General features: G+C 63.1%; 20 protein-coding genes. 8 read left to right on the top strand and 12 right to left on the bottom strand.

What is annotated here, in order from left to right:
* Positions 1–8 precede the first annotated feature (8 nt).
* Both LMTR3_RS09650 and LMTR3_RS09655 read left to right on the top strand, forming a co-directional pair.
* Positions 9–1,502, top strand: a complete 1,494-nt coding sequence (locus tag LMTR3_RS09650) for a M23 family metallopeptidase (protein WP_502686615.1) — start codon at positions 9–11, stop codon at positions 1,500–1,502.
* A gap of 71 nt (positions 1,503–1,573) precedes the next feature.
* Complete coding sequence (locus tag LMTR3_RS09655; protein ID WP_065744846.1) at positions 1,574–3,031, top strand: restriction endonuclease; 1,458 nt, start codon at positions 1,574–1,576, stop codon at positions 3,029–3,031.
* Positions 3,032–3,168: 137 nt separating this feature from the next.
* Here LMTR3_RS09655 and LMTR3_RS09660 read toward each other — a convergent pair whose 3' ends face one another.
* The gene (locus tag LMTR3_RS09660; RefSeq protein WP_065744847.1) at positions 3,169–3,648 is read right to left on the bottom strand and encodes a carboxymuconolactone decarboxylase family protein; all 480 of its coding nucleotides are present in this window, start codon (positions 3,646–3,648) and stop codon (positions 3,169–3,171) included.
* Between the two features lie 191 nt (positions 3,649–3,839).
* Here LMTR3_RS09660 and LMTR3_RS09665 point away from each other — a divergent pair, with 191 nt between their 5' ends.
* On the top strand, positions 3,840–4,289 hold the full coding sequence (locus tag LMTR3_RS09665; RefSeq protein WP_502686616.1) for a MarR family winged helix-turn-helix transcriptional regulator: 450 nt from the start codon (positions 3,840–3,842) through the stop codon (positions 4,287–4,289).
* A 68-nt stretch (positions 4,290–4,357) separates the two neighbouring features.
* The gene (locus LMTR3_RS09670; RefSeq protein ID WP_065744848.1) at positions 4,358–5,584 is read left to right on the top strand and encodes a lytic murein transglycosylase; all 1,227 of its coding nucleotides are present in this window, start codon (positions 4,358–4,360) and stop codon (positions 5,582–5,584) included.
* Between the two features lie 189 nt (positions 5,585–5,773).
* Here the strand turns inward: LMTR3_RS09670 and LMTR3_RS09675 are convergent, their stop codons facing one another.
* Entirely contained in the window at positions 5,774–6,463 is a 690-nt protein-coding gene (locus tag LMTR3_RS09675; protein WP_065744849.1) for an FMN-dependent NADH-azoreductase, read from the bottom strand.
* A gap of 110 nt (positions 6,464–6,573) precedes the next feature.
* Here LMTR3_RS09675 and LMTR3_RS09680 point away from each other — a divergent pair, with 110 nt between their 5' ends.
* On the top strand, positions 6,574–7,470 hold the full coding sequence (locus tag LMTR3_RS09680) for a LysR substrate-binding domain-containing protein (RefSeq protein WP_065744850.1): 897 nt from the start codon (positions 6,574–6,576) through the stop codon (positions 7,468–7,470).
* Between the two features lie 46 nt (positions 7,471–7,516).
* Here the strand turns inward: LMTR3_RS09680 and LMTR3_RS09685 are convergent, their stop codons facing one another.
* Together LMTR3_RS09685 and recJ are read right to left on the bottom strand one after the other, a co-directional pair.
* Entirely contained in the window at positions 7,517–8,326 is an 810-nt protein-coding gene (locus LMTR3_RS09685) for an SDR family NAD(P)-dependent oxidoreductase (RefSeq protein ID WP_065744851.1), read from the bottom strand.
* A gap of 33 nt (positions 8,327–8,359) precedes the next feature.
* Complete coding sequence (gene recJ / locus LMTR3_RS09690; RefSeq protein WP_065744852.1) at positions 8,360–10,201, bottom strand: single-stranded-DNA-specific exonuclease RecJ; 1,842 nt, start codon at positions 10,199–10,201, stop codon at positions 8,360–8,362.
* Between the two features lie 303 nt (positions 10,202–10,504).
* Between recJ and LMTR3_RS09695 the strand changes: the two genes are divergently transcribed.
* On the top strand, positions 10,505–11,599 hold the full coding sequence (locus tag LMTR3_RS09695) for a methyl-accepting chemotaxis protein (RefSeq protein WP_065745562.1): 1,095 nt from the start codon (positions 10,505–10,507) through the stop codon (positions 11,597–11,599).
* A 130-nt stretch (positions 11,600–11,729) separates the two neighbouring features.
* Here the strand turns inward: LMTR3_RS09695 and LMTR3_RS09700 are convergent, their stop codons facing one another.
* The 5 genes from LMTR3_RS09700 to LMTR3_RS09720 all read right to left on the bottom strand — a co-directional run bounded on the left by LMTR3_RS09700 (position 11,730) and on the right by LMTR3_RS09720 (position 16,785).
* Positions 11,730–12,449 (bottom strand): haloacid dehalogenase type II, encoded by a 720-nt coding sequence (locus LMTR3_RS09700; protein WP_065744853.1) that lies wholly within the window; start codon positions 12,447–12,449, stop codon positions 11,730–11,732.
* Positions 12,450–12,581: 132 nt separating this feature from the next.
* Positions 12,582–13,583 (bottom strand): class II fructose-bisphosphatase, encoded by a 1,002-nt coding sequence (gene glpX, locus LMTR3_RS09705; RefSeq protein WP_065729535.1) that lies wholly within the window; start codon positions 13,581–13,583, stop codon positions 12,582–12,584.
* Between the two features lie 77 nt (positions 13,584–13,660).
* Positions 13,661–14,980, bottom strand: a complete 1,320-nt coding sequence (locus tag LMTR3_RS09710; RefSeq protein ID WP_065744854.1) for a homoserine dehydrogenase — start codon at positions 14,978–14,980, stop codon at positions 13,661–13,663.
* Between the two features lie 27 nt (positions 14,981–15,007).
* On the bottom strand, positions 15,008–16,228 hold the full coding sequence (locus tag LMTR3_RS09715) for an LL-diaminopimelate aminotransferase (RefSeq protein ID WP_065744855.1): 1,221 nt from the start codon (positions 16,226–16,228) through the stop codon (positions 15,008–15,010).
* A gap of 263 nt (positions 16,229–16,491) precedes the next feature.
* Complete coding sequence (locus LMTR3_RS09720) at positions 16,492–16,785, bottom strand: hypothetical protein (RefSeq protein ID WP_065744856.1); 294 nt, start codon at positions 16,783–16,785, stop codon at positions 16,492–16,494.
* 291 nt (positions 16,786–17,076) lie between these two features.
* Here LMTR3_RS09720 and LMTR3_RS09725 point away from each other — a divergent pair, with 291 nt between their 5' ends.
* Together LMTR3_RS09725 and LMTR3_RS09730 are read left to right on the top strand one after the other, a co-directional pair.
* A complete protein-coding gene (locus tag LMTR3_RS09725) occupies positions 17,077–18,882 on the top strand; it encodes a PHA/PHB synthase family protein (protein ID WP_065744857.1) in 1,806 nt (601 codons plus the stop codon).
* Positions 18,883–18,964: 82 nt separating this feature from the next.
* Complete coding sequence (locus LMTR3_RS09730) at positions 18,965–19,363, top strand: MAPEG family protein (protein WP_065745563.1); 399 nt, start codon at positions 18,965–18,967, stop codon at positions 19,361–19,363.
* A 126-nt stretch (positions 19,364–19,489) separates the two neighbouring features.
* Here LMTR3_RS09730 and LMTR3_RS09735 read toward each other — a convergent pair whose 3' ends face one another.
* The 3 genes from LMTR3_RS09735 to LMTR3_RS09745 are packed head-to-tail and all read right to left on the bottom strand — an operon-like array spanning position 19,490 to position 21,831.
* A complete protein-coding gene (locus LMTR3_RS09735; RefSeq protein ID WP_065744858.1) occupies positions 19,490–20,083 on the bottom strand; it encodes a class I SAM-dependent methyltransferase in 594 nt (197 codons plus the stop codon).
* 9 nt (positions 20,084–20,092) lie between these two features.
* Positions 20,093–21,145 (bottom strand): N-acetyl-gamma-glutamyl-phosphate reductase, encoded by a 1,053-nt coding sequence (argC, locus tag LMTR3_RS09740; protein ID WP_065744859.1) that lies wholly within the window; start codon positions 21,143–21,145, stop codon positions 20,093–20,095.
* Entirely contained in the window at positions 21,145–21,831 is a 687-nt protein-coding gene (locus LMTR3_RS09745) for an FMN-binding negative transcriptional regulator (protein WP_065744860.1), read from the bottom strand. Before LMTR3_RS09745 ends, argC begins: the two co-directional genes overlap by 1 nt.
* Between the last annotated feature and the right edge of the window lie 54 nt (positions 21,832–21,885).

Below are 21,885 nucleotides of genomic sequence, written 5' to 3' on the forward strand. Positions count from 1 at the left end.
CGCCGTCGATGTCGGCCATTCGCGTCGAATGGCGCGCCGTTCTGGATCAGCTTCGCAGCGAGATCAGTTCCCGGCCGGCGATCGCGCAGCGCTTCACCTTCGCAAGCCAGCGGCGCGTGCCGGCATGGGATCCGCGGTCTGCGCCCGCGCTGGTGCAGTTGAACGCGATCAATTCGGTGATGTTCGCCGGAATCGGCCGCAGTCCGGTGCCGGTGCTGTTGCCCTTTGATACCGCAGCCTATCTCGAGGCCGAGGCCAGTGGCACGCGCCACCCGGCAGTGTCACGCCATCAGGCCGGCTTCCGCCCCGTCGACTTGTTTCACGCCGGCCCCTCCGGCTACGACGCGGTGTTTTCGCTCGACCCCGGCGCCGGTGACGGCCTGCCGTCTCGAACTTTCGCCCGGCCGGTCGAGGTGCAGATTACGGGCTCCGTCGTGGTCTATGATCTCGCCGATCCGCTCAGCGGCAAGGGCGAGCTGGTCAGGGCGCTGGCGTCGCAATTTCCGGACATGCGCCGTTTCATTCGCGAAGGTTATGTGCGCTACGCCTTCACCCGTTTCGGCGTGCCCTATGTGGTGTCGATCCAGTGCCTCGATTCGGCGCCGCGGGCGCGGCGGCTGGCCTGCCGCGAGGCTTACCCGATCGCTGAGCGCTTCCTGAAGGCGCTGCGCATCGCCGGAGGCCAGCCGGCGCGACTGCGCTTCGACGTGCCCTCCGGGGTTGCTGAACGGCCGGCCACCCTTTCGCCCGACTTCAGCTATCGTCCGAGCGGTGACATCATTGCCAACAGCGGCGCGCGCAGGCGCGGCGGCCGCGCCGACCTCGTCGCCTATTCGCAGATCCGCTTTCCGCTGGAGAAAGCTCCGGCCCGGGTCAGCTCGCAGCAGTTCGCCAGGCGCAAATCCGGCGAACGCCTACGCACCCATCAAGGCGTCTATCCGTGGCGCGACAATTTTTGCGAAGCCCGCAGTTTCCAGGTCGGCCAATGTGCGGCCGGCTTCGGTCACCAGGGCCAGGACATCCGCCCCGCGCCCTGCCCGCCGAACAGCAGCGCCGACAACGCCTGCCATCCGAGGAAACAGGCGGTGGTCGCGGTCCGCGACGGCGTCGTCATCCGTTCCTTGAAGCAACAGGCGGCAACGCTGCAGATCAACACAGGCAACGAGCACATCCGTTTCCGTTACATGCACATGAACCCGTCGGCCATGGATGCGGACGGTATCCTCAACGGGCGCCGGGTCGCCGAGGGCGAGAAGATCGGCGTGGTCTCCAACTATCTCGATTTCCCGAACGGCACGTCATACCACCTCCACTTCGACGTGCAGGTGTTCACGCGTGACGGCTGGATCTGGGTCAACCCCTACACCACCCTGATCGCCTCCTACGAACGGCTGATCCGCGGCCGCGGCCACGAAATCGGCACCGAGCCGCCGGCCGCCGTGGCGCATGCGGTGTCGAGGGACGGGCTGCGTCACAGCGGGCGGGAAGGCAACGAGAATTAGCTCGACAGAGCACGCTATTCCGACCCGAAGCAGACATTGATCCTCATGCTCCGATCCAGCACGCTCAAGTGATGAATTCAATCCATCGAGACTGGCGCGATTACCAGGAGGCCGTTGCCGCGTTCTTCAAAGAACGAGGCTGCGTCGCCACTATCGAGGCGCGCATAACAGGTGCTCGTGCAGAGCATCGGATTGATGTGTACGTAACATTTCTCCAGCACGGAATTGAATGTCGCTGGATTGTTGAGTGTAAACTGTGGAAGAAGCGCGTAGAAAAACAAAACGTTCTGGCGTTGAAGGCGGTCGTTGAAGATGTCGGGGCCGATCGGGGAATCATTTTCTGCGAGAATGGTTTCCAACTTGGTGCACGAAACGCTACTCGTCACACAAACATCTTGCTTGTAACGTCCTTCGAAGAATTCAAGCGCACTGTTAGCTTGAACGAAGCGCGTATAGAGTTCGTTTATCGGAATTCCGACCAACTCGGAGCACCGCCGATCCATGTATTCCCGAATAACGACTGTCCGCAGCATCTTCTGTCATATGGCGGCCGTGTGTTCGTGGCCAACTGGCAAACCGGAAACATCGCGCTGATCAATCCCACCACTAAATCGATCGAGCACGTCATCGATCTAGATAAGTATGAAACCGCATCTAGACCCGATGGCGGCCGGACGATCAGGCAGTATCCAGCTGGCGAGATGGCATGCGCAGACGGTAAACTCTTCGTTGGACAGGTCTTTTCCGAATTCGTTCTCGTCATCGACATAGGCACACAATCCATTGTCAGACGAATCGTCATTCCTGGCGGCGGCGAAGGCGCGATGGCGGCCTCAAATGATGGTAGGTCTATTTACTTCGCGAGCAACCGAGTCAACCGCCTATTCATTATCGACAGCGCTACGTACGAATATCAGGAAGTTGACTACCCAGCAGGCGGGCGAGGTAGTATTTGCGTTCTTTGCCATCCATCAAAGCCGTTGGTTTACATTGGCATCCAGCGCGGCGGTAGCCTTGACGGTAGATACCACACTGGCGGCAACTGTTTCCTCGCAACTTACGATCTGACCGAGCGACGGTACGTCGGCTATCTCTATCTTGCAGAGGTCGAGAATGACCGAAGCGACGATTCAACACCGGCTAGTTTGACTTACGATGCTAACGACGAATGCCTCTTTGTGGGGATGTTTCAATCGCAGCGAGGTATTTGCCGCGTAGATGAGTATGGTCGAAAAATCTTAACGAACTTTCGCTTTGCACCAAACGCTATAAACAGGCACTTCGCATGGGTCGACCCACTCTCTCAAGCGCTTTATCGCGACAAGCTCCTCTCCATAAACCGAAACAACTGCGAACTCGTTGTGCTCGACAAGCAGTTAGGACGCGTTGAAAGCGCAACATTCCTAGGTGATGCCCCAAACGGCCCGAGGGCAGTTGTGGTCGTCGATGACGTAGCGATCATTAGCTATCCCGAACGCCACGGGCTCATCTTCCACAGCCTTGGCGCGAAGCACCCATCTCATAGATAAGCAACTTTCTCTCTCCATTCGCGTTTGGCCCGACTGGGACCTTTGGTGATGTCCCTTTTCCGCGCCGCTGTTAAGGAGATATCGGGTATCGAACGTCTCCCTTCGCAGGGTCTACTTTATAAATTCTTGCTATGGTCTCATGACGCCGCCACGCCCACAGCCGTCTTCCGCGCCGGCGGTGTCCAGCGAAACGCGGCGCCGAATCTGTTCCAGACGTTGATCGAGGCGACCGCGGAGGTGAGATAGGCGAGTTCTTTCTCGGAAAATTCCGCGCTCGCCTGCGCGTAGACCTCGTCATTGACGCCGTCGCTAAGCAACGTCAACGCTTCCGTCCAGGCCAACGCGGCGCGCTCGCGCGCGGAAAACTGTGGCGCCTCGCGCCAGACCACCACGAGATTGAGCTTGTCGGTGGGCACGCCGAGCTTCTCGCCCTCGAGGATGTGATACTGCACGCAGAAGGCACAGCCGTTGATCTGCGAGGCGCGCAGCTTGATCAGCTCGAGCAGTTGCTTGTCCATGCCCGCCTTGCCCGCGACCTGGCCAAGCGCCAGCACCGCCGCGTAGGCGTCCGGCGTCAGCGACATGAAATCTTTGTACTCCTTGCGGGCGTGTGACATCTTTTGTGCCTCATGTTATCAGTGCTCTGATTGATTATAAGAGTACTGATATGCTGCGCAAGGCACCACGAAACACGGCAGCGCGATCGCAAAACGTATCGACGAAAAAACCACAAGCGAGGCAAAAGCCCACCGCCGGAAAAGCCGGCCGACGGTCGCGGCAAAAATCTGCCGAAAATCCCGCGCCGTTGATGCTGCGGCCGCCGCCGCCTGGCGAGGGCAAGCGCGGCGAGCAAGGCTATCTCGCCTATCTGCTGCGGCAGGCGCAGGGCGCGACGCGGCTGGCGATGGAGCGGTCGCTGGCTGAGCTCGGCGTCACCTCGCCGCAATTCGTCGTCCTGACGATGCTGCGCGCCTATCCCGGCCTGTCCGGCGCGGAGCTCGCGCGGGTGGCGATGCTGACGCCGCAGACGGTCGGCGTCATCATCCGCAATCTCGAGCGCGACGGGGCCATCAAGAAGACCCCGCACCCGGTCCATGGCCGGGTGCTGCAATGGACGGTGACGCGGCGGGGCGCTGCGCTACTCGACAAATGCCGGCGGCACGCGCAGGCGATCGAGCGGCGGCTGGCGGCGGGGCTCTCCGCCAACGCCCAGCGCCTGATCCGCCGCTGGCTAGCCAGAATCGCCGCGGATTTGTGAAGAAAGCGCCGGTTCCCGCGACGTCATGGCTTTTGGCGCAGGCCCGCCGTGCCGTTAGACTGGGGGGCATGAAACAGCCTGATTCCCAGAAAGCACCAACCCGTCGCGCGGTATTGGGCCTCGGTACCGGCGCTCTGCTCGCGACGACGCTTCCCGCTTGGGCCGCGCCGGCCGGCTTCGACCAGTGGCGCGACAATTTCCGCGCGCGTGCAACTTCAAAAGGCATTTCGGATGCGACCTGGACCCGGGTCATGGGGCGCATCGAGCCCGACATGACGGTGTTCCGGCAGATGCAGAAGCAGCCGGAATTCCACGAGCAGATCTGGCAATACGTCAACCGCCGCGTCTCGGACTGGCGCATCATCAACGGCCGCGAAGCCTTGAAGAAGCACGAGGCGCTGTTCGCGCGGATCGAGCAGGATTTTGGCGTCGAGCGCGGCACGCTGCTGGCGCTGTGGGGCGTCGAGTCCGCCTATGGCGATCCCCTGGTGCAGCAGAACCATATGCGCCCGATCTTTCCGGCCCTCGCCGCGCTTGCCTGGAACGAGCCGCGCCGCCGCGCTTATTGGGAGACCGAGCTGATCAACGCGCTCAAGATCGTCGACCGCGGCTGGGGCACGCCGGAGGAAATGCGGGGATCCTGGGCCGGCGCGATGGGTCACACGCAATGGATGCCGGAAGTCTGGCTCAATGTCGGCATGGACTACGACAAGGACGGCCGCGTCTCGCCGTTCGGCAAGCCCGACGATGCGCTCGGCTCCAGCGCACGCTATCTGCTCAGCCGCGGCAAGTATCACCGCGGCGAGCATTGGGGCTATGAGGTGCGCCCATCCGGAGGGGCTTCGAGCGGCAGCCGTACCTATGCGGCATGGGCCAGCGCCGGCGTCACGCGCGCCGATGGCAAGCCGTTCCCGCAGCCGAACGCGTCGGCGCAGATGTGGGTGCCGGTCGCCGGAGGACCTTCGTTCCTGCTCGGCCCGAATTTTTATTCGGTGAAGAGCTACAACCCCTCGATGAATTACGCGTTGGCGATCTGCCATCTCGGCGATCGCATCTTGGGCGCGCCGCCCTTCATCCAGCCCTTCCCCGGCTCGGAGCGCGCCCTGACGCTCGCCGAAGTGCAGGAGCTGCAGACCCGGCTGACCAAGGCAGGCTTCGATACCGGCGGCACCGACGGCCGCGTCGGCAACGACACGATGAAGGCGGTGAAGGATTATCAGACCAAGATGAGCCTGCTGCCGGCGGATGGCTACGGCGGGCTGAAGGTGCTGGCGCGATTGCGGCAGGGTGGATAGCGCTCCCACCCGTCATTGCGAGGAGCGTAGCGACGACCCTTCTCCGCTTGCTGCGCAAGCTTCGCAGGGCTGGGAGTCCGCCGAAGCGCTTTGCGCGAAGGCGGAAGCAATCCATCCCTTCGCGAAAAGAAAGATGGATTGCTTCGCTTCGCTCGCAATGACGAGGATCCCTCTCCATCGAGTCTGCATTCAAGCTGCTTCCAGCGGTTCGGCTTCCTTCGCCAGCCGATCCACAAGATTATCCACTGCGCGTTCGGCCGCAGCGATCGACGCCTTCAAACGTTCGTCCCCGAACTCGTCATATTCGATCGCGATGCTGTGGAAGTCAGTGACGCCGAGGAAGCCGAACACGTCACGCACCGACCCTTCGACATGGTTGATGTGCGCGATCCGTCCGCCCGGATCGTAGCCGTAATCACCCCGCGAACTGAGCATGATGAGACGTTTACCCTTACCAGCCAGTAGCTGCGAATAAGGATCGTCTGGCCGGGCACGGTCGAAGCCGAAAGTGCGACCGACCCGCACGACATTGTCGACATACGCCTTGAACTGCGCCGGCATTCCAAAATTGTACATCGGCACGCCAGCCACGATCAAATCTGCGGCGATGAGTTCATCGACCAATGCGTCGCTTTCCGCCAGCACATCATTCATCCACGACTCGCGCAGCTCGGGTTTGGTGAAGGCCGCACCGATCCATTTCTCGGTGACGGGATGTGGTGGCGATTGGCCGACATCCCGATCGGTCACGCGATCATTCGGTCGGTATCGCAGCCAACGCTGCACGAAGCGTTCGGTGAGGCGGCGCGTGTGCGACCCGCGAGGGAACCGGTCCGATCGGTAAGGTCGCGCACTGGCGTTAATCTGTAGCAGGTTCATGGCATATTTCCTTTCATCCTTGTTCGGTTAGATGGATCGGGCAGAATGCATTGACAAACGCAAATTGCTCATCACATGGATGAACTACATTCATCTATCGGGGCCTGCCGATGAGACGTCTTCCACCGCTGTCCGGGCTGCGGGCGTTCGAAGCCGCCGCGCGGCATCTGAGTTTCAAGCGTGCGGCTCAGGAACTGCACGTGACGCCGACTGCCATCAGCCATCAGGTTCGGCAGTTGGAAGAGGTGATCGGCGTGACGCTGTTCGAGCGGCGGACGCGTCAGGTCCTGCTGACCGCGGAAGGGCAAGTCTTGCTGCCGGTTCTGCGCGACGGATTCGATTCCTTCGCACGTGTCATCGAAGGATTGAGCCGCAGGCAGCGCCGCGCGACGGTGACACTTTCGGCCACTCCCGCGTTCACCGCCAAGTGGCTGGTGCCGCGCATCGCGGGCTTTCACAACGCAAGACCTGACATCGATCTCACGCTGCTGGCGACCCTGGAGGTCGTGGACCTTAATTCGGGTGTCGCGGACCTCGCGTTGCGCTATGGCCCTGGCCCTTATCCCGATCTGAGCGCCGAACCGTTGGCCATCGATCGTTTTGCGCCAGTGGCAAGTCCGCGTCTTGGTCTGAGGAAGCCGGCCGATCTGCAGTCAGCGACCTTGCTGCATTTTGACTGGCGCCGCAGCGATAGCGGCAATCCGACCTGGCGGCGCTGGCTGAAGATCGCCGGCATGGACGGTATCGATGCACGGGCCGGGCTCCGCTTCAGCGATGAGACCCATGCGATCCAGGCCGCCGTCGCCGGCACCGGGGTTGCGTTGCACAGTCTGCTGCTGGTGTCGGAGGAACTGGCGACCAAAACGCTGGTCGTACCGTTCGGCCCCCAAATCGAAGGCTTCACCCTGCATCTTGCGCGCGGCTCCCGCAGACCCCTGACCGAACCGATCGAAGCAACGCAAGCCTGGTTGCGCGCGCAATTCGCCAAAAGCTCACCTCCACGCTGATGCACGCGCGCGTAGCGCAGTGGATCACGGCTGCCCGCGTTTTCGTCTATGCCCGTCGCGCGACGCCACCCGCGTTCATGCCGCCGTCGATAACAAGCTCCGTTCCCGTCACATAGCGCGACGCATCGGACGCCAGATACAGCACGCCCTGCGCAATCTCTTCGGCCTGCCCGGCGCGGCCGAGCGGCGTTGCCACTTTCGCGCGCTCCTCCGGATCAATCGGCGCGTTCTGCCCGCTGCCGGTGGCTCCAACCGGAATCTTGCCCCAGATCGGCGTGTCGATGATGCCGGGATGCACCGAGTTGACGCGAATGCCGTCGCCGAATGTCGCGCACTCCATCGCGATCGACTTGGCGAACAGCCGGACACCGCCCTTGGTTGCGGAGTAGCCGGAAAGACCGGCCGCGCCGCGGAGGCCCGCCAGCGACGACATCATAATGATGGAGCCGCCGCCGGTCTTGCGCATCACGGGCAGGCAGTGCTTCACCGACAAAAACACGCCGTCGAGATTGATCGCGGTCTGCCGCCGCCAGTCGGCCAGCGTCATCTCGGTGATCGACGGCACTGAAATGCCGATGCCGGCGTTCGAGACCAGCACGTCGAGCCGGCCGTAGCGCTTCATGATTTCGGCCACGACTTCGATCCAGCGTTCCTCGCTGGTGACGTCCTGATGCCAAAAGCTTGCCTCGCCACCGGCCTTCCTGATACGCGCGACAACCTCGGGGCCTCTCAAATCGTCGACATCAGTCACCGCGATCGACGCCCCCTCGCGCGCCAGCAATTCGCAAATCGCTTCGCCAATACCCGATGCGCCGCCCGTCACCAGCGCGACTTTGCCCTGAACCTGTCCAGCCATTTCTTCTCCCGTTTGTTGTTATTGATTTTCGAATTACCGGATCACGGCCGGTCCCGGATCCGGCACGGCGACGTCGAGCACGCGCAATTGCACGCGCTCCGAACCCTGGAAGCGGTCAACCGCGAGCGATCCTGCCACGTGCAGAAGCTGGCCGCGGTTCTGCGTCAGCGCGTGTCCGAGCTTCTGTCCGACCGCGCGGAACGCGATGCCGTTGACGATGGCGCCGTCGCCGGACTTGAAGCGCACGCGCAGATGCGCCTGGCCGACTTCGTCGGCATAGACGAGCTGATGCGCCGGCAGCGCGATCACCGGCTCCGGATTGGCTGCGCCGAACGGCCCGGCGCGGTTCAGCGTATTGGCGAATTCCACGGTCACGCTGCGCGCGCTAACGGCGCCATCGATGAACAGCTCGTTCTCATGGCGTGACTTGGCGACGTCCTCGGCCAGCGCGTTTTCCATGAAGGCACGAAACTCCGCGAGCTTCTCTTTGCGCAGAGTCACACCCGCGGCCATGGCATGGCCGCCGCCCTTCATCAAAAGCCGCTCCTTCACCGCCTGCCGCACGGCCTTGCCGAGATCGACGCCCGAGATCGAGCGGCCCGATCCGGTGCCGATGCCGCCGGGCTCGAGCGCAATGGCAAAAGCGGGACGCGCAAATTTCTCCTTCAGCCGCGAGGCAACGAGACCGACGATGCCGGGATGCCAGCCTTCGGCGGCGGTGACGATCACCGCGCCCTTGTCTTCGAGCCCGAGCGAGGCCAGCGCCTCGGCCTCGGCTTGCGCCTCTGCCGCCTGCTCGATGACGCGGCGCTCGCCGTTGAGACGATCGAGTTCGGCCGCGATCCGCGCGGCCTCCGAGACATCGCCCTCCAGCAAGAGCCGCACGCCGAGATCGGCGCGCCCGATCCGGCCGCCCGCATTGATACGCGGCCCCAGCATGAAGCCGAGATGCCAGGCTTCGGGCGGGCCGTTCAGCCGCGCCACATCCATCAGCGCGGTATGCCCGACATGGTCGCGCCGGCGCATCGCGATCAGGCCCTTGGCGACAAAGGCGCGGTTGAGCCCGGTCAGCGGCGCGACGTCGGCCACGGTGCCGAGCGCCACATGATGCAGCATGCCCAAAAGATCCGGCTCCGGCCGCTCCGCGCTCCAGAAGCCGCGGCCGCGCAATTCCCGGTTCACCGCCACCAGTGTGATCAGCACGAGACCGACGGCGGCGAGATGTCCAAGCCCGGAGAGATCGTCCGGCCGGTTCGGATTCACCAGCGCGTCGACCTCCGGCAACTCATCGCCGGTCTGGTGATGGTCGATGACGACGACGGATAGGCCGAGCTTTCGCGCTTCCGCCAGCGGCTCGATGCTGGTGGTGCCGCAATCGACGGTTACCAGCAGCGTTGCACCCTTGGCGGCCAGCCCCCGCACCGCCTCGACGTTGGGGCCATAGCCTTCAAAGATTCGGTCCGGGATGTGGATCAGTGGATCGAGCCCGCAATGGCGCAGATGCCAGGCCAGCAGCGCCGCGGACGTGGCACCATCCACGTCGTAGTCGCCGAAGATCGCAACCTTTTCCCCGCGCATCGCGGCATCGGCGATGCGTTTGGCCGCCTGTTCCATCTGCGTCACGGTGTGTGGATCGGGCATCAGTTTGCGGATGGTCGGATCGAGGAAGTCCTGAACCTCGTCGATTCCGACATCGCGGCCTGCCAGCACGCGGGCCAGCATTTCCGGCAACTGATAGCGCTGGGTGACCGCCAGCGCCCGCGCAGCTCCCCTGACGTCAAGCCGGTCGCGCCACAATTTGCCTGTCGCCGAACGCAAGACGCCGAGAAACGCCGGCGGCAATTCAACGGGAAGTGCGGATGCGGGAAGGATCATGATGCCTTCGAGAGATAGGGGCTAAGCGGGCTGTCGGCAAACGCAAACGGCGACGATGGCAGGCAAACGAATCGTATGCGGCAACGCCGGCACAGCCTCGGGCACCGCGGCCCTGGGCCATGCCGACAAATGCGACTTGCACAAAGAAGATGCAACTTCATCAGGTAAAACTACCCGCAAGCCGCCGGAACTTAAACCAATCGTTAGCCATGATCCCCGACAAAGGAGTCGAATACGCTTCGCTTGAGTCCCGCCGATCCGCAGAAGATCGACATCCGCACAAAGACTGAGGAATTCCCGCCAATGTCCGTCGCGCTTCGCTCCCACACCGCAACGACCGCAAAACAGCCGGCCAAATCAGCGGGCACCGAGGACGAATCCGACGTTTCCGCGCTGATCGCGAGATTGACCGCCGAGGTCAACCAGGTCGCCTGCGAGAAGACCAAGTCGATCCAGAAGATCACCAACCAGATGAAGATGCTGGCGCTGAACGCGCTGATCGAGAGTTCGCGCGCCGGCGCGCAAGGTGCGGGCTTTGCGGTGGTGGCGCAGGAAGTCCGCAACGTCGGCCAGCAGGTCGAGACGATTGCCCGCGAGCTGGAAAGCCAGCTCACCAACCGGACCGGCAATCTGATGAATTCGATCGCGCAGATGGCCGACCGTTCGCGCGGCGAGCGCATGGTCGATCTGTCGCTCAACGCCATCGAGCTGATCGACCGCAACCTCTATGAGCGCACCTGCGACGTGCGCTGGTGGGCAACCGATTCCGCCGTGGTCGATTGCGCGGCCGCGCCGCAGGCTGCCGCCGTCAACCATGTGTCGGAACGGATGGCGGTGATCCTCGGCGCCTATACCGTCTATCTCGATCTCTGGCTCTGCGATCTCGACGGCAATGTACTGGCCAACGGCCGCGCCGATCGCTTTGGCGTCGTGGGCCAGAACGTGGCGCAGACCAAGTGGTTTCGCGCCGCGCGCGCCTTGCGCTCCGGCGACGACTACGCCGTCGGCGACGTCGAATGCCAGCCTTTGCTCGGCAACGCTCAGGTCGTGACCTACTGCGCCAGCGTCCGCGAAGGCGGCAAGGCGAACGGCAAACCGACCGGCGTGCTGGCGATTCATTTCGACTGGGAACCCCAAGCCCGCGCCATCGTCCAGGGCGTGCGCGTCGGCGCGGCCGACAGGGCGCGCGTGCTGCTGGTCGATTCGAATTTCCGGGTGATCGCGGCGTCCGACGGCCAGGGCCTCCTCACCGAACGTATTTCACTGCAGCTCGAAGGAAAGCGCTCCGGCTTCTACCAGGACCGCTCCGGAGCGATGGTCGCTTTCCACGCCACGCCCGGCTATGAGACCTACAGGGGCCTCGGCTGGTTCGGCGTGATCCAGGCCGGCGCGGGATAGGCAGCGCGATTGCGACAGCGTAGCGCGTAGGATGGGTGGAGCGAAGAGATACCCATCAACTGCGGTGCGCGAAGGTGATGGGTTTCGCAAGGGCTCAACCCATCCTACGAGCTAAGCCCTACGGAAATCGCTAACACCCCAGCCGGTCGGCGATGCCGCCGAAATCCTCGGCAACGATGTCCCAGTCGCCCGTCGCCTCGAAATCATACTTCTGGTGCGGGCCGTATTCGGTCGGTCGCGCGACGAAGGCGGTCTTGAGGCCGTTCTGCTGCGCGGCTTTCAGATCGCCGTTGTGGGCGGCGACCATCATCACCTGCTCCGGCGGCAGGCAGAGCAGCTTGGCGGCGCCGAGATAGGTTTCGGGATCGGGCTTGTAGTGCTCGAACAACTCCGCCGACATGATGAGGTCCCACGGCAGGCCGGCGAATTTTGCCATGTTGGTCAATAGCGCGACGTTGCCGTTGGAGAGCGGCGAGATGATGTATTTTGTCTTCAGCCGTGTCAGCCCGGGCACGCTGTCGGGCCACGGATGCAGGCGGTGCCAGCCCATCGTCAGGTAGTGCAGATCGGCGTCGCTCAGCCCCTTGATCGCGAATTGCGCGACCAGTTTTTCCAGCGAGCGCCGGTGCAGCGTGTCGAGGATCTGATAGCCGCGTTCGGGATGTTTGCGCACCTCATCCATCGAGGCCATGTAAACGCCGCGCCAGCCGTCGACCAGCGCGGTCCAGTCGGCCTTGATGCCGGAGGTTTTCGACCACTGTGTGAAATCGTTGATGAGACTGGTGCGCCAGTCGACGACGGTGCCGAACACGTCGAACACCAGCGCTTTTACTGCGGAAATGTCGGACATGCGGGCCTCCCGTTTTTCTTGTTGTCGTTCCGGGGCGCGCGCAGCGCGAACCCGGAATCCATTCGGCCTCTGACTCCACGGATGAATGGATTCCGGGCCCGCGCCAAGAGGCGCGTCCCGGAATGACATCCCTCAATCCAGATGAAACTTATCCAACTGCCGGTGCTCCGCCTTGATATAGCGCACCGTGCCCGTCACCGAGCGCATCACCACCGTTTCGGTCTCGATCACGTCATCCTTGCGGAATTTGACGCCCGTCAGCAGCGAGCCGGTCGTGACGCCGGTTGCCGCGAACAGGCAGTCGCCCCGCACCATGTCCTCGATGCCGTAGATCATTTTCGGATCGGTTACGCCCATCTTGTGCGCGCGCTCGCGCTTCTCCTCGCTGTCGAGGATCAGCCGACACTGCATCTGGCCGCCGATGCAGCGCAGCGCGGCCGCAGCCAACACGCCCTCGGGCGCGCCGCCGGTGCCGATATACATATCGACGCCGGTATTATCGGGATCGGCACAATGGATCACGCCGGCCACGTCGCCGTCGGTGATCAGCCGCACCGCTGCGCCGGTCGAGCGGATGCTGGCGATGATGTCGGCGTGGCGCGGCCGATCGAGCACCAGCACCGTGATCGCCCCAGGCTCGACGCCTTTGGCTTTGGCAAGCCGGCGGACATTGTCAGCAGGCGACGCATCGAGTTCGACCACGCCCTTGTCGTAGCCTGGGCCGATCGCAAGCTTCTCCATATAGACGTCGGGTGCGTGCAGCAGCGTGCCGCCATCGGCCATCGCCATGGTGGCAATCGCGCCCGGCATGTTCTTGGCGCAGAGCGTGGTGCCTTCCAGCGGGTCGACGGCAATATCGACCTGCGGACCGGCATTCAGCCCGACCTTCTCGCCGATGAACAGCATCGGCGCCTCGTCGCGCTCGCCCTCGCCGATCACGATGGTGCCTTCGATCGGCAGCTTGTTGAGCTCGCGGCGCATCGCGTCCACTGCGGCCTGGTCCGCCGCCTTCTCCTGGCCGTGGCCGCGCAGCCGCGCGGCCGAAACGGCTGCACGTTCCGTCACCCGCACGATTTCAAGCGTGAGGATGCGCTCGAGCAGCAATTGCGGCGGAACGGAAATATGGGTCGACATCGGCTCACTCCTTTAAACCTGCACAGGCCTCTCGGCCCGCATTCAATCCTTTGGCACGCAATCCGTTCGGATTTGCGTCAGTTCTTTTCTATTCGTATCACCTGCGGCCGGCCGCTGATCACCTTGTCGCGCTGCACCGCCTCCAGCGCACGATAGACCGCGTCCTCGGACGTCGCGTAGGTGATCAGGATGACCGGAACCGGTGCGGCTTTCTTCGGCGCGCCGTTCGCATCGACGCCCTCGGGGTGGCGCTGCACGATCGATTCCAGCGAAATCTTCTGCTCGGCAAGGCGGGTGGCGATGGTGGCGGCGGTGCCGGCGAGATCGCGCGCCATCAGGCGGATGTAGTAGCCGCCCTCGTGCCGCTCCATCGGCGCCTTGGTGGTGTCGCGCAGCCGTTCCACCGGGCGTCCGAACGGTTTTGCGCGAATGCCGCGCGCCACGTCGGCGATGTCGGCGACGACGGCGGACGCCGTCGCGGCGCCACCGGCGCCCGGCCCCACCAGGGTGATCGGGGGAATGCCCTCGCCGTCGACGGTCACCGCGTTGGTGACGCCCATCACCTGCGCGATCGAGGACGATTTCGGCACCATGGTCGGATGCACGCGCTGCTCGATGCCTTTGGCGGTGCGCACCGCGACCCCGAGCAGTTTTACGCGGTAGCCGAGCTCTTCGGCGGCGCGAAGATCCTCCGGCGCGATCGAGGAGATACCTTCGACATAGACCGCGCTCTGCGCCACCTTGGTGCCGAAGGCAAGACTCGCCAGAATCGCGAGCTTCTGCGCCGTGTCATGACCATCGACATCGAAGGACGGATTGGCTTCGGCATAGCCCAGCCGCTGCGCGTCCTTCAGGCATTCGGCGAACGACAGGCCTTCCTGCTCCATCCGGGTCAGGATGTAATTGCAGGTGCCGTTGAGAATCCCATAGACGCGGTTGACGCCGGTGCCAGCAAGCCCTTCGCGCAAGGTCTTGATGACGGGAATGGCGGCGCCGACCGCCGCCTCGTAGTTGAACGCGCCGCCGTGCTTCTCGGCCGCCTTCGCCAGCCGCACGCCGTGCTTGGCTATCAGCGCCTTGTTGGCTGTTACCACCGACTTGCCGGCCTTCAGCGCAGCCTCGATCGCCGACAGCGCCGGCTCGCCGGAGCCGCCCATCAGTTCGACGAAGCAATCGATGTTGGCATCGTTTGCCAGATCAAGCGGGCTTTTCGCCCAATCGATGCCGCGCAGATCGAGCGAACGCTTCTTTGCTTTCGAGCGCGCGGTGACGGCAACGACGCGCACACCGCGCCCGCTGCGCTCGGCAAGCATCCGCGACTGCTCTTCGATGAGGCGGACGACTTCGGCACCAACAGTGCCGAGCCCCGCGATACCCACTCTCAGGGGTGCGACCATGAATGAGAGAACCTGCAATAAAAGGAATTAGCGCCGGTTGGCGAGAGGAACCACGTTGTGCAACGTTTCAATGCCGCTTTCAAGGAAGCGGCGCACCCCGCGCGCGGCCTGGCGGATGCGCTGCTCGTTTTCCACCATGGCGATGCGGACATAGCCCTCGCCATGCTCGCCGAAGGCAACGCCGGGCGAAACCACCACGCCCGACTTCTCCACCATCAGGGTCGCGAACTGCATGCTGCCGACGCCTTCAAATGCCTTGGGCAGCGGTGCCCAGGCGAACATCGAGGCCTGCGGCGGCGGGATCTCCCAGCCCGCCCGGCCGAACGATTCGACCAGCGCGTCGCGGCGCCTGCGGTAGGTGTCGCGCATCTCCTTGATGCAATCGTCCGGCCCGTTCAGCGCGGCGGTGGCCGCGACTTGAATGGGCGTGAACGCGCCGTAGTCGAGGTAGGATTTCACCCGTGCCAGCCCGGCGATGATCCGCTCGTTGCCGACCGCAAAGCCCATGCGCCAGCCCGCCATCGAGAACGTTTTCGACATCGACGTGAATTCGACGGTGACGTCGATTGCGCCGGGAACCTGCAGCACCGAGGGCGGCGGATTGCGGTCGTCGAAATAAACTTCGGCGTAGGCCAGATCCGACAGGATGAAGATCTCGTGCTTCTTCGCGAACGCCACCAGATCCTTGTAGAAATCGAGCTCGGCGACATAGGCGGTCGGATTGGAGGGATAGCAGACGATCAGCGCGATCGGCTTCGGGATCGAATGAATGATCGCGCGCTCCACCGCCTCGAAAAACTGCGGCGTCGGTTCCGAGGGCACCGAGCGAATCACGCCGCCCGCCATCAGAAAGCCGAAAGCGTGAATCGGGTAGCTCGGATTGGGGCACAGCACGACGTCGCCGGGCGCGGTGATCGCCTGCGCCACATTGGCAAAGCCTTCCTTCGAACCCAGTGTCGCAACGACCTGGGTATCCGGATTGAGTTTTACGCCGAACCGCCGTCCGTAATAGGCGGCCTGCGCCTTGCGCAGGCCGTTGATGCCGCGCGAGGCCGAGTAGCGATCGGTCCGCGGCTTGCCCAGCGTCTCCTTCAGCTTCTCGAGCACATGGGGCGGCGTCGGCAGGTCCGGATTGCCCATGCCCATGTCGATGATGTCGGCCCCGGCATTGCGCGCGGCCGCCTTGGCCTGGTTGACCTTCTCGAACACGTAAGGCGGCAGACGGCGAATGCGATAGAAATCTTCCATGGGACCCTTGCTCCGGACAACCGGCAGGACAGAATCGGACGGAACCTTCGCGTGCTACGAAACCCGATCGGCTTCGTCCAAAAATCGCGCCCAATCAAGGATTTGGAGCGAATTCAGGCGCGAGGTCTCTAGGCTCTGGACCCGCAATGCGGTTGAATTGGGTTCTTTTACCATGGGAGCCCGGCAGCGCCAGTTTTTATAGCGTTTTCAAGCGAAGTGGAGACCGGTTCGCGTGAAGAAAACGCGTCCAAACTAAGGCTATCTCACTTCTTGGCCGGTTTTGGCGGGGTAGCGGCGGCCGCCTGACGGTCGCGAGCGGCGGTCAATTCTGCCTGGATTTTAGCCAACTCGGCCGGCTTCATTGTCTCCTCGTTGCGGTCCGGCGGCAGGTCGTGAATCGGTAGATAGCCACCGGCTTCCTTCGGACGCTCCGGCGCGTCAGCCGGCAGGCCGAAGCCCGGCATATCGGCGATCTGGGTCGAGCAGCCGCCGAGCGCAAACGCCGCCGCAAGCAGCGTGGCAACCGACCACAGCCTTATCGTTCGATCCACCGGCATCCGTCCCGGAAATCCCCAACTACCTGATGCAGCGCACACGCATCGCGACGACATCTATGCGCTGGTACGAGCCTTGCAACGCCAAACCGTCCCGCGGCGTTGATTTCGCTAGAACCGTTCAAACCATTGTCGCCCGAAACGATTAAAGCCCAAAGAGCAAACCGAGCCGATGCGGCTGCAATGTGTCGGTCAGAACACAGAAACTTTATCGCAGTGCAACAGGGTTAACCGAAACTCTTGTCACCAATCGCCGCGGTGACGAATGCGAAATGAAGCTATAGTGTCCTTGATATGAGTGACGTCAACACCGAAACCCAGGCTTCGACAACTTTCAACGCCGAAGCCTTCGCCATGAACATCGCCAAGGCGATGGAGACGAGTGGCCAGGCGCTCGCGGCCTATCTCAAACCGCGCGAGGACGGTGAAGCAAAGGACAAGCCGCCGAGCGAGCTTGGCGAGGTCATCAAGACCTTCACCAAGGTGGCGGAATACTGGCTGACGGACAAGGAGCGCGCCGAAGCTCTGCAGACCAGGATGGGCAAAGCCTATCTCGATCTCTGGGGCTCTGCGATGCGCCGGATGGCCGGCGAACAGGCCAAGCCTGCGATCGAGCCGTCGCCGCGAGACAAGCGCTTCAAGGATCCGGAGTGGAAATCGAATCTGTTCTTCGATTTCGTTCTGCAGCTCTATCTGCTCACCGCGCAATGGGCGCAAGAACTGGTGAAGAACGCCGAAGGCGTCGACCCGCACACGCGCAAGAAGGCCGAGTTCTACGTTCAGCAGATCACCAATGCGATCGCGCCGTCGAATTTCGTGCTTACCAATCCGGAAGTGCTGCGCGAGACGCTGGCCTCGAGCGGCGACAACCTCGTTCGCGGCATGAAGATGCTGGCCGAGGACATCGAGGCCGGGCGCGGCATGCTCCGCATCCGTCAGTCCGATCCGTCGAATCTCGAAGTCGGCGTCAACATGGCGACGACGCCGGGCAAGGTGATCTTCCAGAACGAGCTGATGCAGCTCATCCAGTACACGCCGACCACGGAGACGGTGTTGCGCACGCCGCTCCTGATCGTGCCGCCCTGGATCAACAAGTTCTACATACTCGATCTCAAGCCGGAAAAATCCTACGTCAAATGGTGCGTTGATCAGGGCATCACCGTGTTCGTGATTTCCTGGGTCAATCCGGACAAGGAGCTCGGCAAGAAAACCTTCGACGACTACATGAAGGAAGGCCCGCTGACCGCGATGGACGTCATCGAAAAGGTGACGGGCGAGATGAAGGTCCATACCGCCGGATATTGCGTCGGCGGCACCCTGCTGGCGTCGACGCTGGCCTGGCTCGCCGAGAAGCGGCGCCAGCGCGTCACCTCGGCGACGTTCTTCGCGGCGCAGGTCGACTTCACCCATGCCGGCGATCTGCTCGTGTTCGTCGACGAAGATCAGATCGCGACGCTGGAGCGCGAGATGGAGGCACGGGGCGTTCTCGAAGGCAGCAAGATGGCAATGGCCTTCAACATGCTGCGCTCCAACGACCTGATCTGGTCCTATGTCGTCAGCAATTACCTGAAGGGACAGCCGCCCTCCTCCTTCGACTTGCTGCACTGGAACTCCGACGCTACGCGGATGCCGGCGGCCAACCATTCCTATTACCTGCGCAACTGCTACCTGGAGAACCGGCTCTCCTCCGGCAGCATGGTGCTCGACAATACGCTGCTCGACCTGTCGAAGGTCAAGGTGCCCGTCTACAATCTGGCGACGCGCGAGGACCACATCGCGCCGGCGGACTCGGTGCTCTACGGTTCGCAGTTCTTCGGTGGCCCGGTCAAATATGTGCTGTCCGGCTCGGGCCACATCGCAGGCGTGGTCAACCCGCCGGACGCGGGCAAGTACCAGTACTGGACCAACGACAACATCAAGGATGTCACGCTCGCCGACTGGATGAAGAGCGCCACCGAGCACAAGGGATCGTGGTGGCCCGACTGGCTGCAATGGCTGGAGGGCATCGACGCCGAACGGGTACCCGCGCGCGCCGTCGGTTCCGAGGAGATGCCGCCGATCGAGGACGCGCCCGGCAGTTACGTCAAGGTCCGCGCGTAGCACGGAAGCGCGTTGTTGAGTATATTTGGCCATCCCGTGCCGGGAATCGAAATCGCTTGAGGGGACACCAATGACGCAACCAATAACGCGCGAATTGTTCTGGCTGACTCTGACCGTGATTTTGACCGGGCTGATGTGGATCCCCTACATCATCAACCGCTGTCAGGTGCGCGGCCTCTCCGGCGCCATGGCAAATCCCTCGCGCAACGACAAACCGCAGGCGGATTGGGCCAACCGGCTGATGTTCGCCCATGACAACGCTGTCGAAAATTTGATCGTCTTCGCGCCGCTGGTCTTGATCCTGCACGCGATCGACTATTCCGACAGATGGACCGTGCTGGCCTGCGCCGTCTATTTCTGGGCCCGCGTCGCCCACCTGATCCTCTACACGCTCGGCCTGCCGGTGGTCCGCTCGCTCGCCTTCACCGTCGGCTTCCTGGCGCAAGCCGTGCTGGCGCTGGCGATCTTCAGGGTGGTTTGAAAACCTTCGCACGAAGTCAAAGCAAAACCCCGGAACTCGGCTCCGGGGTTTTTCATTGGCGGCCTCTGAAACAGCGCTCTCAGTATTTCGCAACAACAAGCGAATTGAAGTGGTAGTGGCCGATCTTCAACAGCCCTTTTGCGCGACAACGAACAGCATCGACGCCATCTTGTTGTCGAATCCCCTGACTTCGCCGCGCTCCATCGAAAACGAGCTCCATTTCCCCGCCTCGGCGTAGGTCGCACGCAGCCAGTCTTGCGAGGGATAGTTGTAGTAGCGGTCGAGCGTGTCGCGGCCGTCGCCATCGCCTTCCTTGTAACTCGCGAAGAAATACCCCACAGGCTTCAGCGCGCGCCAGATCCGCGCAAGAACATCCGAAAGCTCCGGCCTTGGCACATGCAGCAGACAGGCGTTGGCCCACACACCGTCATACGCCTCGACCTCGCAGAGGTCATGAAACAGCAACGTCTCGACGGTGCGGCCGAGATGCTTTGAGGCGATATCAGCCATTTCCGGCGACCCATCGGTTGGACGGACATCGAACCCACGCGCCAGCATTTCCGCGGTATCGCCGCCGGCGCCGCAGCCAAGTTCGAGAATGGAAGCGCCCGGCGGAAGCTGCGCCAGAAACGCCGTCACCCGCGCCTGGCGCGAGGTGAACGTGCGCCCGGCATAGGCCTCGGCATTACCGCGGTAAAACTGCAGCGTCGTTTCGTCCACCGCGGCACCTCACGGAAACAGCGCGATCTGCTCCAGCCCGGCCGCCTCGGGCAATCCGAACATCAGGTTCATGTTCTGGATCGCCTGCCCGGCCGAGCCCTTCACCAGGTTGTCGAGCGTGGAAATCACGATCGCCCGGTTCTTGATGCGGTCGGCGACGACGCCGATCTGCACATAGTTGGAGCCGCGCACGTTCTGGGTCTGCGGCAGCACGCCCTTCTTGGCGACATGCACAAACGGCTCGTTGGCGTAGGCCTTCTCCAGCGCGGCCCGCAGATCGTCCGGCGTCGCGCCGCCGTTGAGCCTGACATAGGACGTGCAGAGTTCGCCACGCGCCATTGGGATCAGATGCGGCGTGAAGTTGACCGTCACTGCTGCACCAGCGGCGACGCCGATCTCCTGCTCGATCTCCGGCGCGTGCCGGTGGGTGCCGACCGAATAGGGCGACAACCCCTCGCCCGCCTCGCTGAACAGCGTGTTCTGCTTCAGGCCGCGTCCGGCGCCGGTAACGCCCGACTTGGCGTCGATGACGATGTCGTCGACGTCGATCAGTTTTGCCTTGGCGAGCGGCACCAGCGCGAGCAGCGCCGCGGTCGGGTAACAGCCGGGACATGCGACCAGCCGCGCGGCCGCGATCTTCTCGCGGTAGAATTCGGTGAGGCCGTAGACGGCCTCGCCCTGCAGTTCGAGCGCCCGGTGCTCATGGCCGTACCATTGCGCATAGGTGTCCTTGTTGCGCAGCCGGAAATCGGCGGACATGTCGAGCACCTTGATGTTGGGGTTGGCCCTGAGGACGGCGGCGATGATCTCCTGCGTGGTGCCGTGCGGCAGCCCGCAGAATACGGCGTCGAGGCTGGTCCAGTCGACCTTCTCCCACTCGACCAGCTTCGGCAGATCGAGCATGAAGAAATGCGGGAACACGTCGCCCATCGACTTGCCGGCGTGGGTGTTGGCGGTGAGCGCGGTGATGTCGGCGTTCGGATGCCGCGCCAACAGGCGCACCGCGTCGGCTCCGGTGTAACCGGAGGCACCGAGAATGCCGATCTTCTTTTTCGAGCTCATCACACGTTCCTTTCTTCGGGCGTCGTCGTTTGCTTGTCTTGTACCGTAACCGCCGCGAACGCCAGCGGCCGTGCCGCGCGCATCAGGGCTGCGATTTCGCGCGCGTCGGCGTCCCCTTGCGAGGCGAGCGCCTGGGCCAGCGCGGTATAGTCGGCGTCCGACTTGTGCTGGTTCAGCTTGAAGCTGCCCTCCACCTCTTCGACCGTCATTTCGAGGCCTACGATCGCCTTCTTCATTGCCTCCAGCCGCCCCGCCGTCATTTTCGAAGACAGCCACGGCTTCTTCGGCAACAACCTGTCCTCGAACTTGGCGCTGAGCGTCTCGATCTGCTCGGCGAGCTCATCGGCAGACATTGCCCGCACCGGGCCGGTCAGATGCACCGCCTGATAGAGCCAGGTCGGCACCTGATCCGGCGAGACGTACCAGTCCGGCGACACATAGGCATCCGCGCCGTTGACGGCCAGCAGCCAGGACGTCGTCCCGTCCGCCAGCTTTACCAGCGGATTGTGACGGGCGACGTGAAAGGCTGCGCGCGGCGTGCCGTCATTGGCCGAGGTCAGATAGAACGGCAGCGACGAGGCGACCGGCTTGTTGCCATCCCACGCGCAGGCCAGACCAAAGCCGCGCGCTTCCGCAAACGCCAGGCTCGCGGCGCGGTCGGACTTGAACGGTGGTGGCGTATACATCTCAAACTCCTGCTTGACGTAGGAGCCGCCAGTTCAGACCGCGATTTCTGGGAA

This window comes from Bradyrhizobium sp. LMTR 3 (assembly GCF_001693485.1).
Taxonomy (GTDB): domain Bacteria; phylum Pseudomonadota; class Alphaproteobacteria; order Rhizobiales; family Xanthobacteraceae; genus Bradyrhizobium.

Excerpts from the sequence above, each read along its gene's own strand:
- LMTR3_RS09650 (WP_502686615.1), top strand. The coding sequence starts at position 9 with ATGTCGGCCATTCGCGTCGAATGGCGCGCCGTTCTGGATCAGCTTCGC.
- LMTR3_RS09655 (WP_065744846.1), top strand. The coding sequence starts at position 1,574 with ATGAATTCAATCCATCGAGACTGGCGCGATTACCAGGAGGCCGTTGCC.
- LMTR3_RS09660 (WP_065744847.1), bottom strand. The coding sequence starts at position 3,648 with ATGTCACACGCCCGCAAGGAGTACAAAGATTTCATGTCGCTGACGCCG.
- LMTR3_RS09665 (WP_502686616.1), top strand. The coding sequence starts at position 3,840 with ATGCTGCGGCCGCCGCCGCCTGGCGAGGGCAAGCGCGGCGAGCAAGGC.
- LMTR3_RS09670 (WP_065744848.1), top strand. The coding sequence starts at position 4,358 with ATGAAACAGCCTGATTCCCAGAAAGCACCAACCCGTCGCGCGGTATTG.
- LMTR3_RS09675 (WP_065744849.1), bottom strand. The coding sequence starts at position 6,463 with ATGAACCTGCTACAGATTAACGCCAGTGCGCGACCTTACCGATCGGAC.
- LMTR3_RS09680 (WP_065744850.1), top strand. The coding sequence starts at position 6,574 with ATGAGACGTCTTCCACCGCTGTCCGGGCTGCGGGCGTTCGAAGCCGCC.
- LMTR3_RS09685 (WP_065744851.1), bottom strand. The coding sequence starts at position 8,326 with ATGGCTGGACAGGTTCAGGGCAAAGTCGCGCTGGTGACGGGCGGCGCA.
- recJ (WP_065744852.1), bottom strand. The coding sequence starts at position 10,201 with ATGATCCTTCCCGCATCCGCACTTCCCGTTGAATTGCCGCCGGCGTTT.
- LMTR3_RS09695 (WP_065745562.1), top strand. The coding sequence starts at position 10,505 with ATGTCCGTCGCGCTTCGCTCCCACACCGCAACGACCGCAAAACAGCCG.
- LMTR3_RS09700 (WP_065744853.1), bottom strand. The coding sequence starts at position 12,449 with ATGTCCGACATTTCCGCAGTAAAAGCGCTGGTGTTCGACGTGTTCGGC.
- glpX (WP_065729535.1), bottom strand. The coding sequence starts at position 13,583 with ATGTCGACCCATATTTCCGTTCCGCCGCAATTGCTGCTCGAGCGCATC.
- LMTR3_RS09710 (WP_065744854.1), bottom strand. The coding sequence starts at position 14,980 with ATGGTCGCACCCCTGAGAGTGGGTATCGCGGGGCTCGGCACTGTTGGT.
- LMTR3_RS09715 (WP_065744855.1), bottom strand. The coding sequence starts at position 16,228 with ATGGAAGATTTCTATCGCATTCGCCGTCTGCCGCCTTACGTGTTCGAG.
- LMTR3_RS09720 (WP_065744856.1), bottom strand. The coding sequence starts at position 16,785 with ATGCCGGTGGATCGAACGATAAGGCTGTGGTCGGTTGCCACGCTGCTT.
- LMTR3_RS09725 (WP_065744857.1), top strand. The coding sequence starts at position 17,077 with ATGAGTGACGTCAACACCGAAACCCAGGCTTCGACAACTTTCAACGCC.
- argC (WP_065744859.1), bottom strand. The coding sequence starts at position 21,145 with ATGAGCTCGAAAAAGAAGATCGGCATTCTCGGTGCCTCCGGTTACACC.
- LMTR3_RS09745 (WP_065744860.1), bottom strand. The coding sequence starts at position 21,831 with ATGTATACGCCACCACCGTTCAAGTCCGACCGCGCCGCGAGCCTGGCG.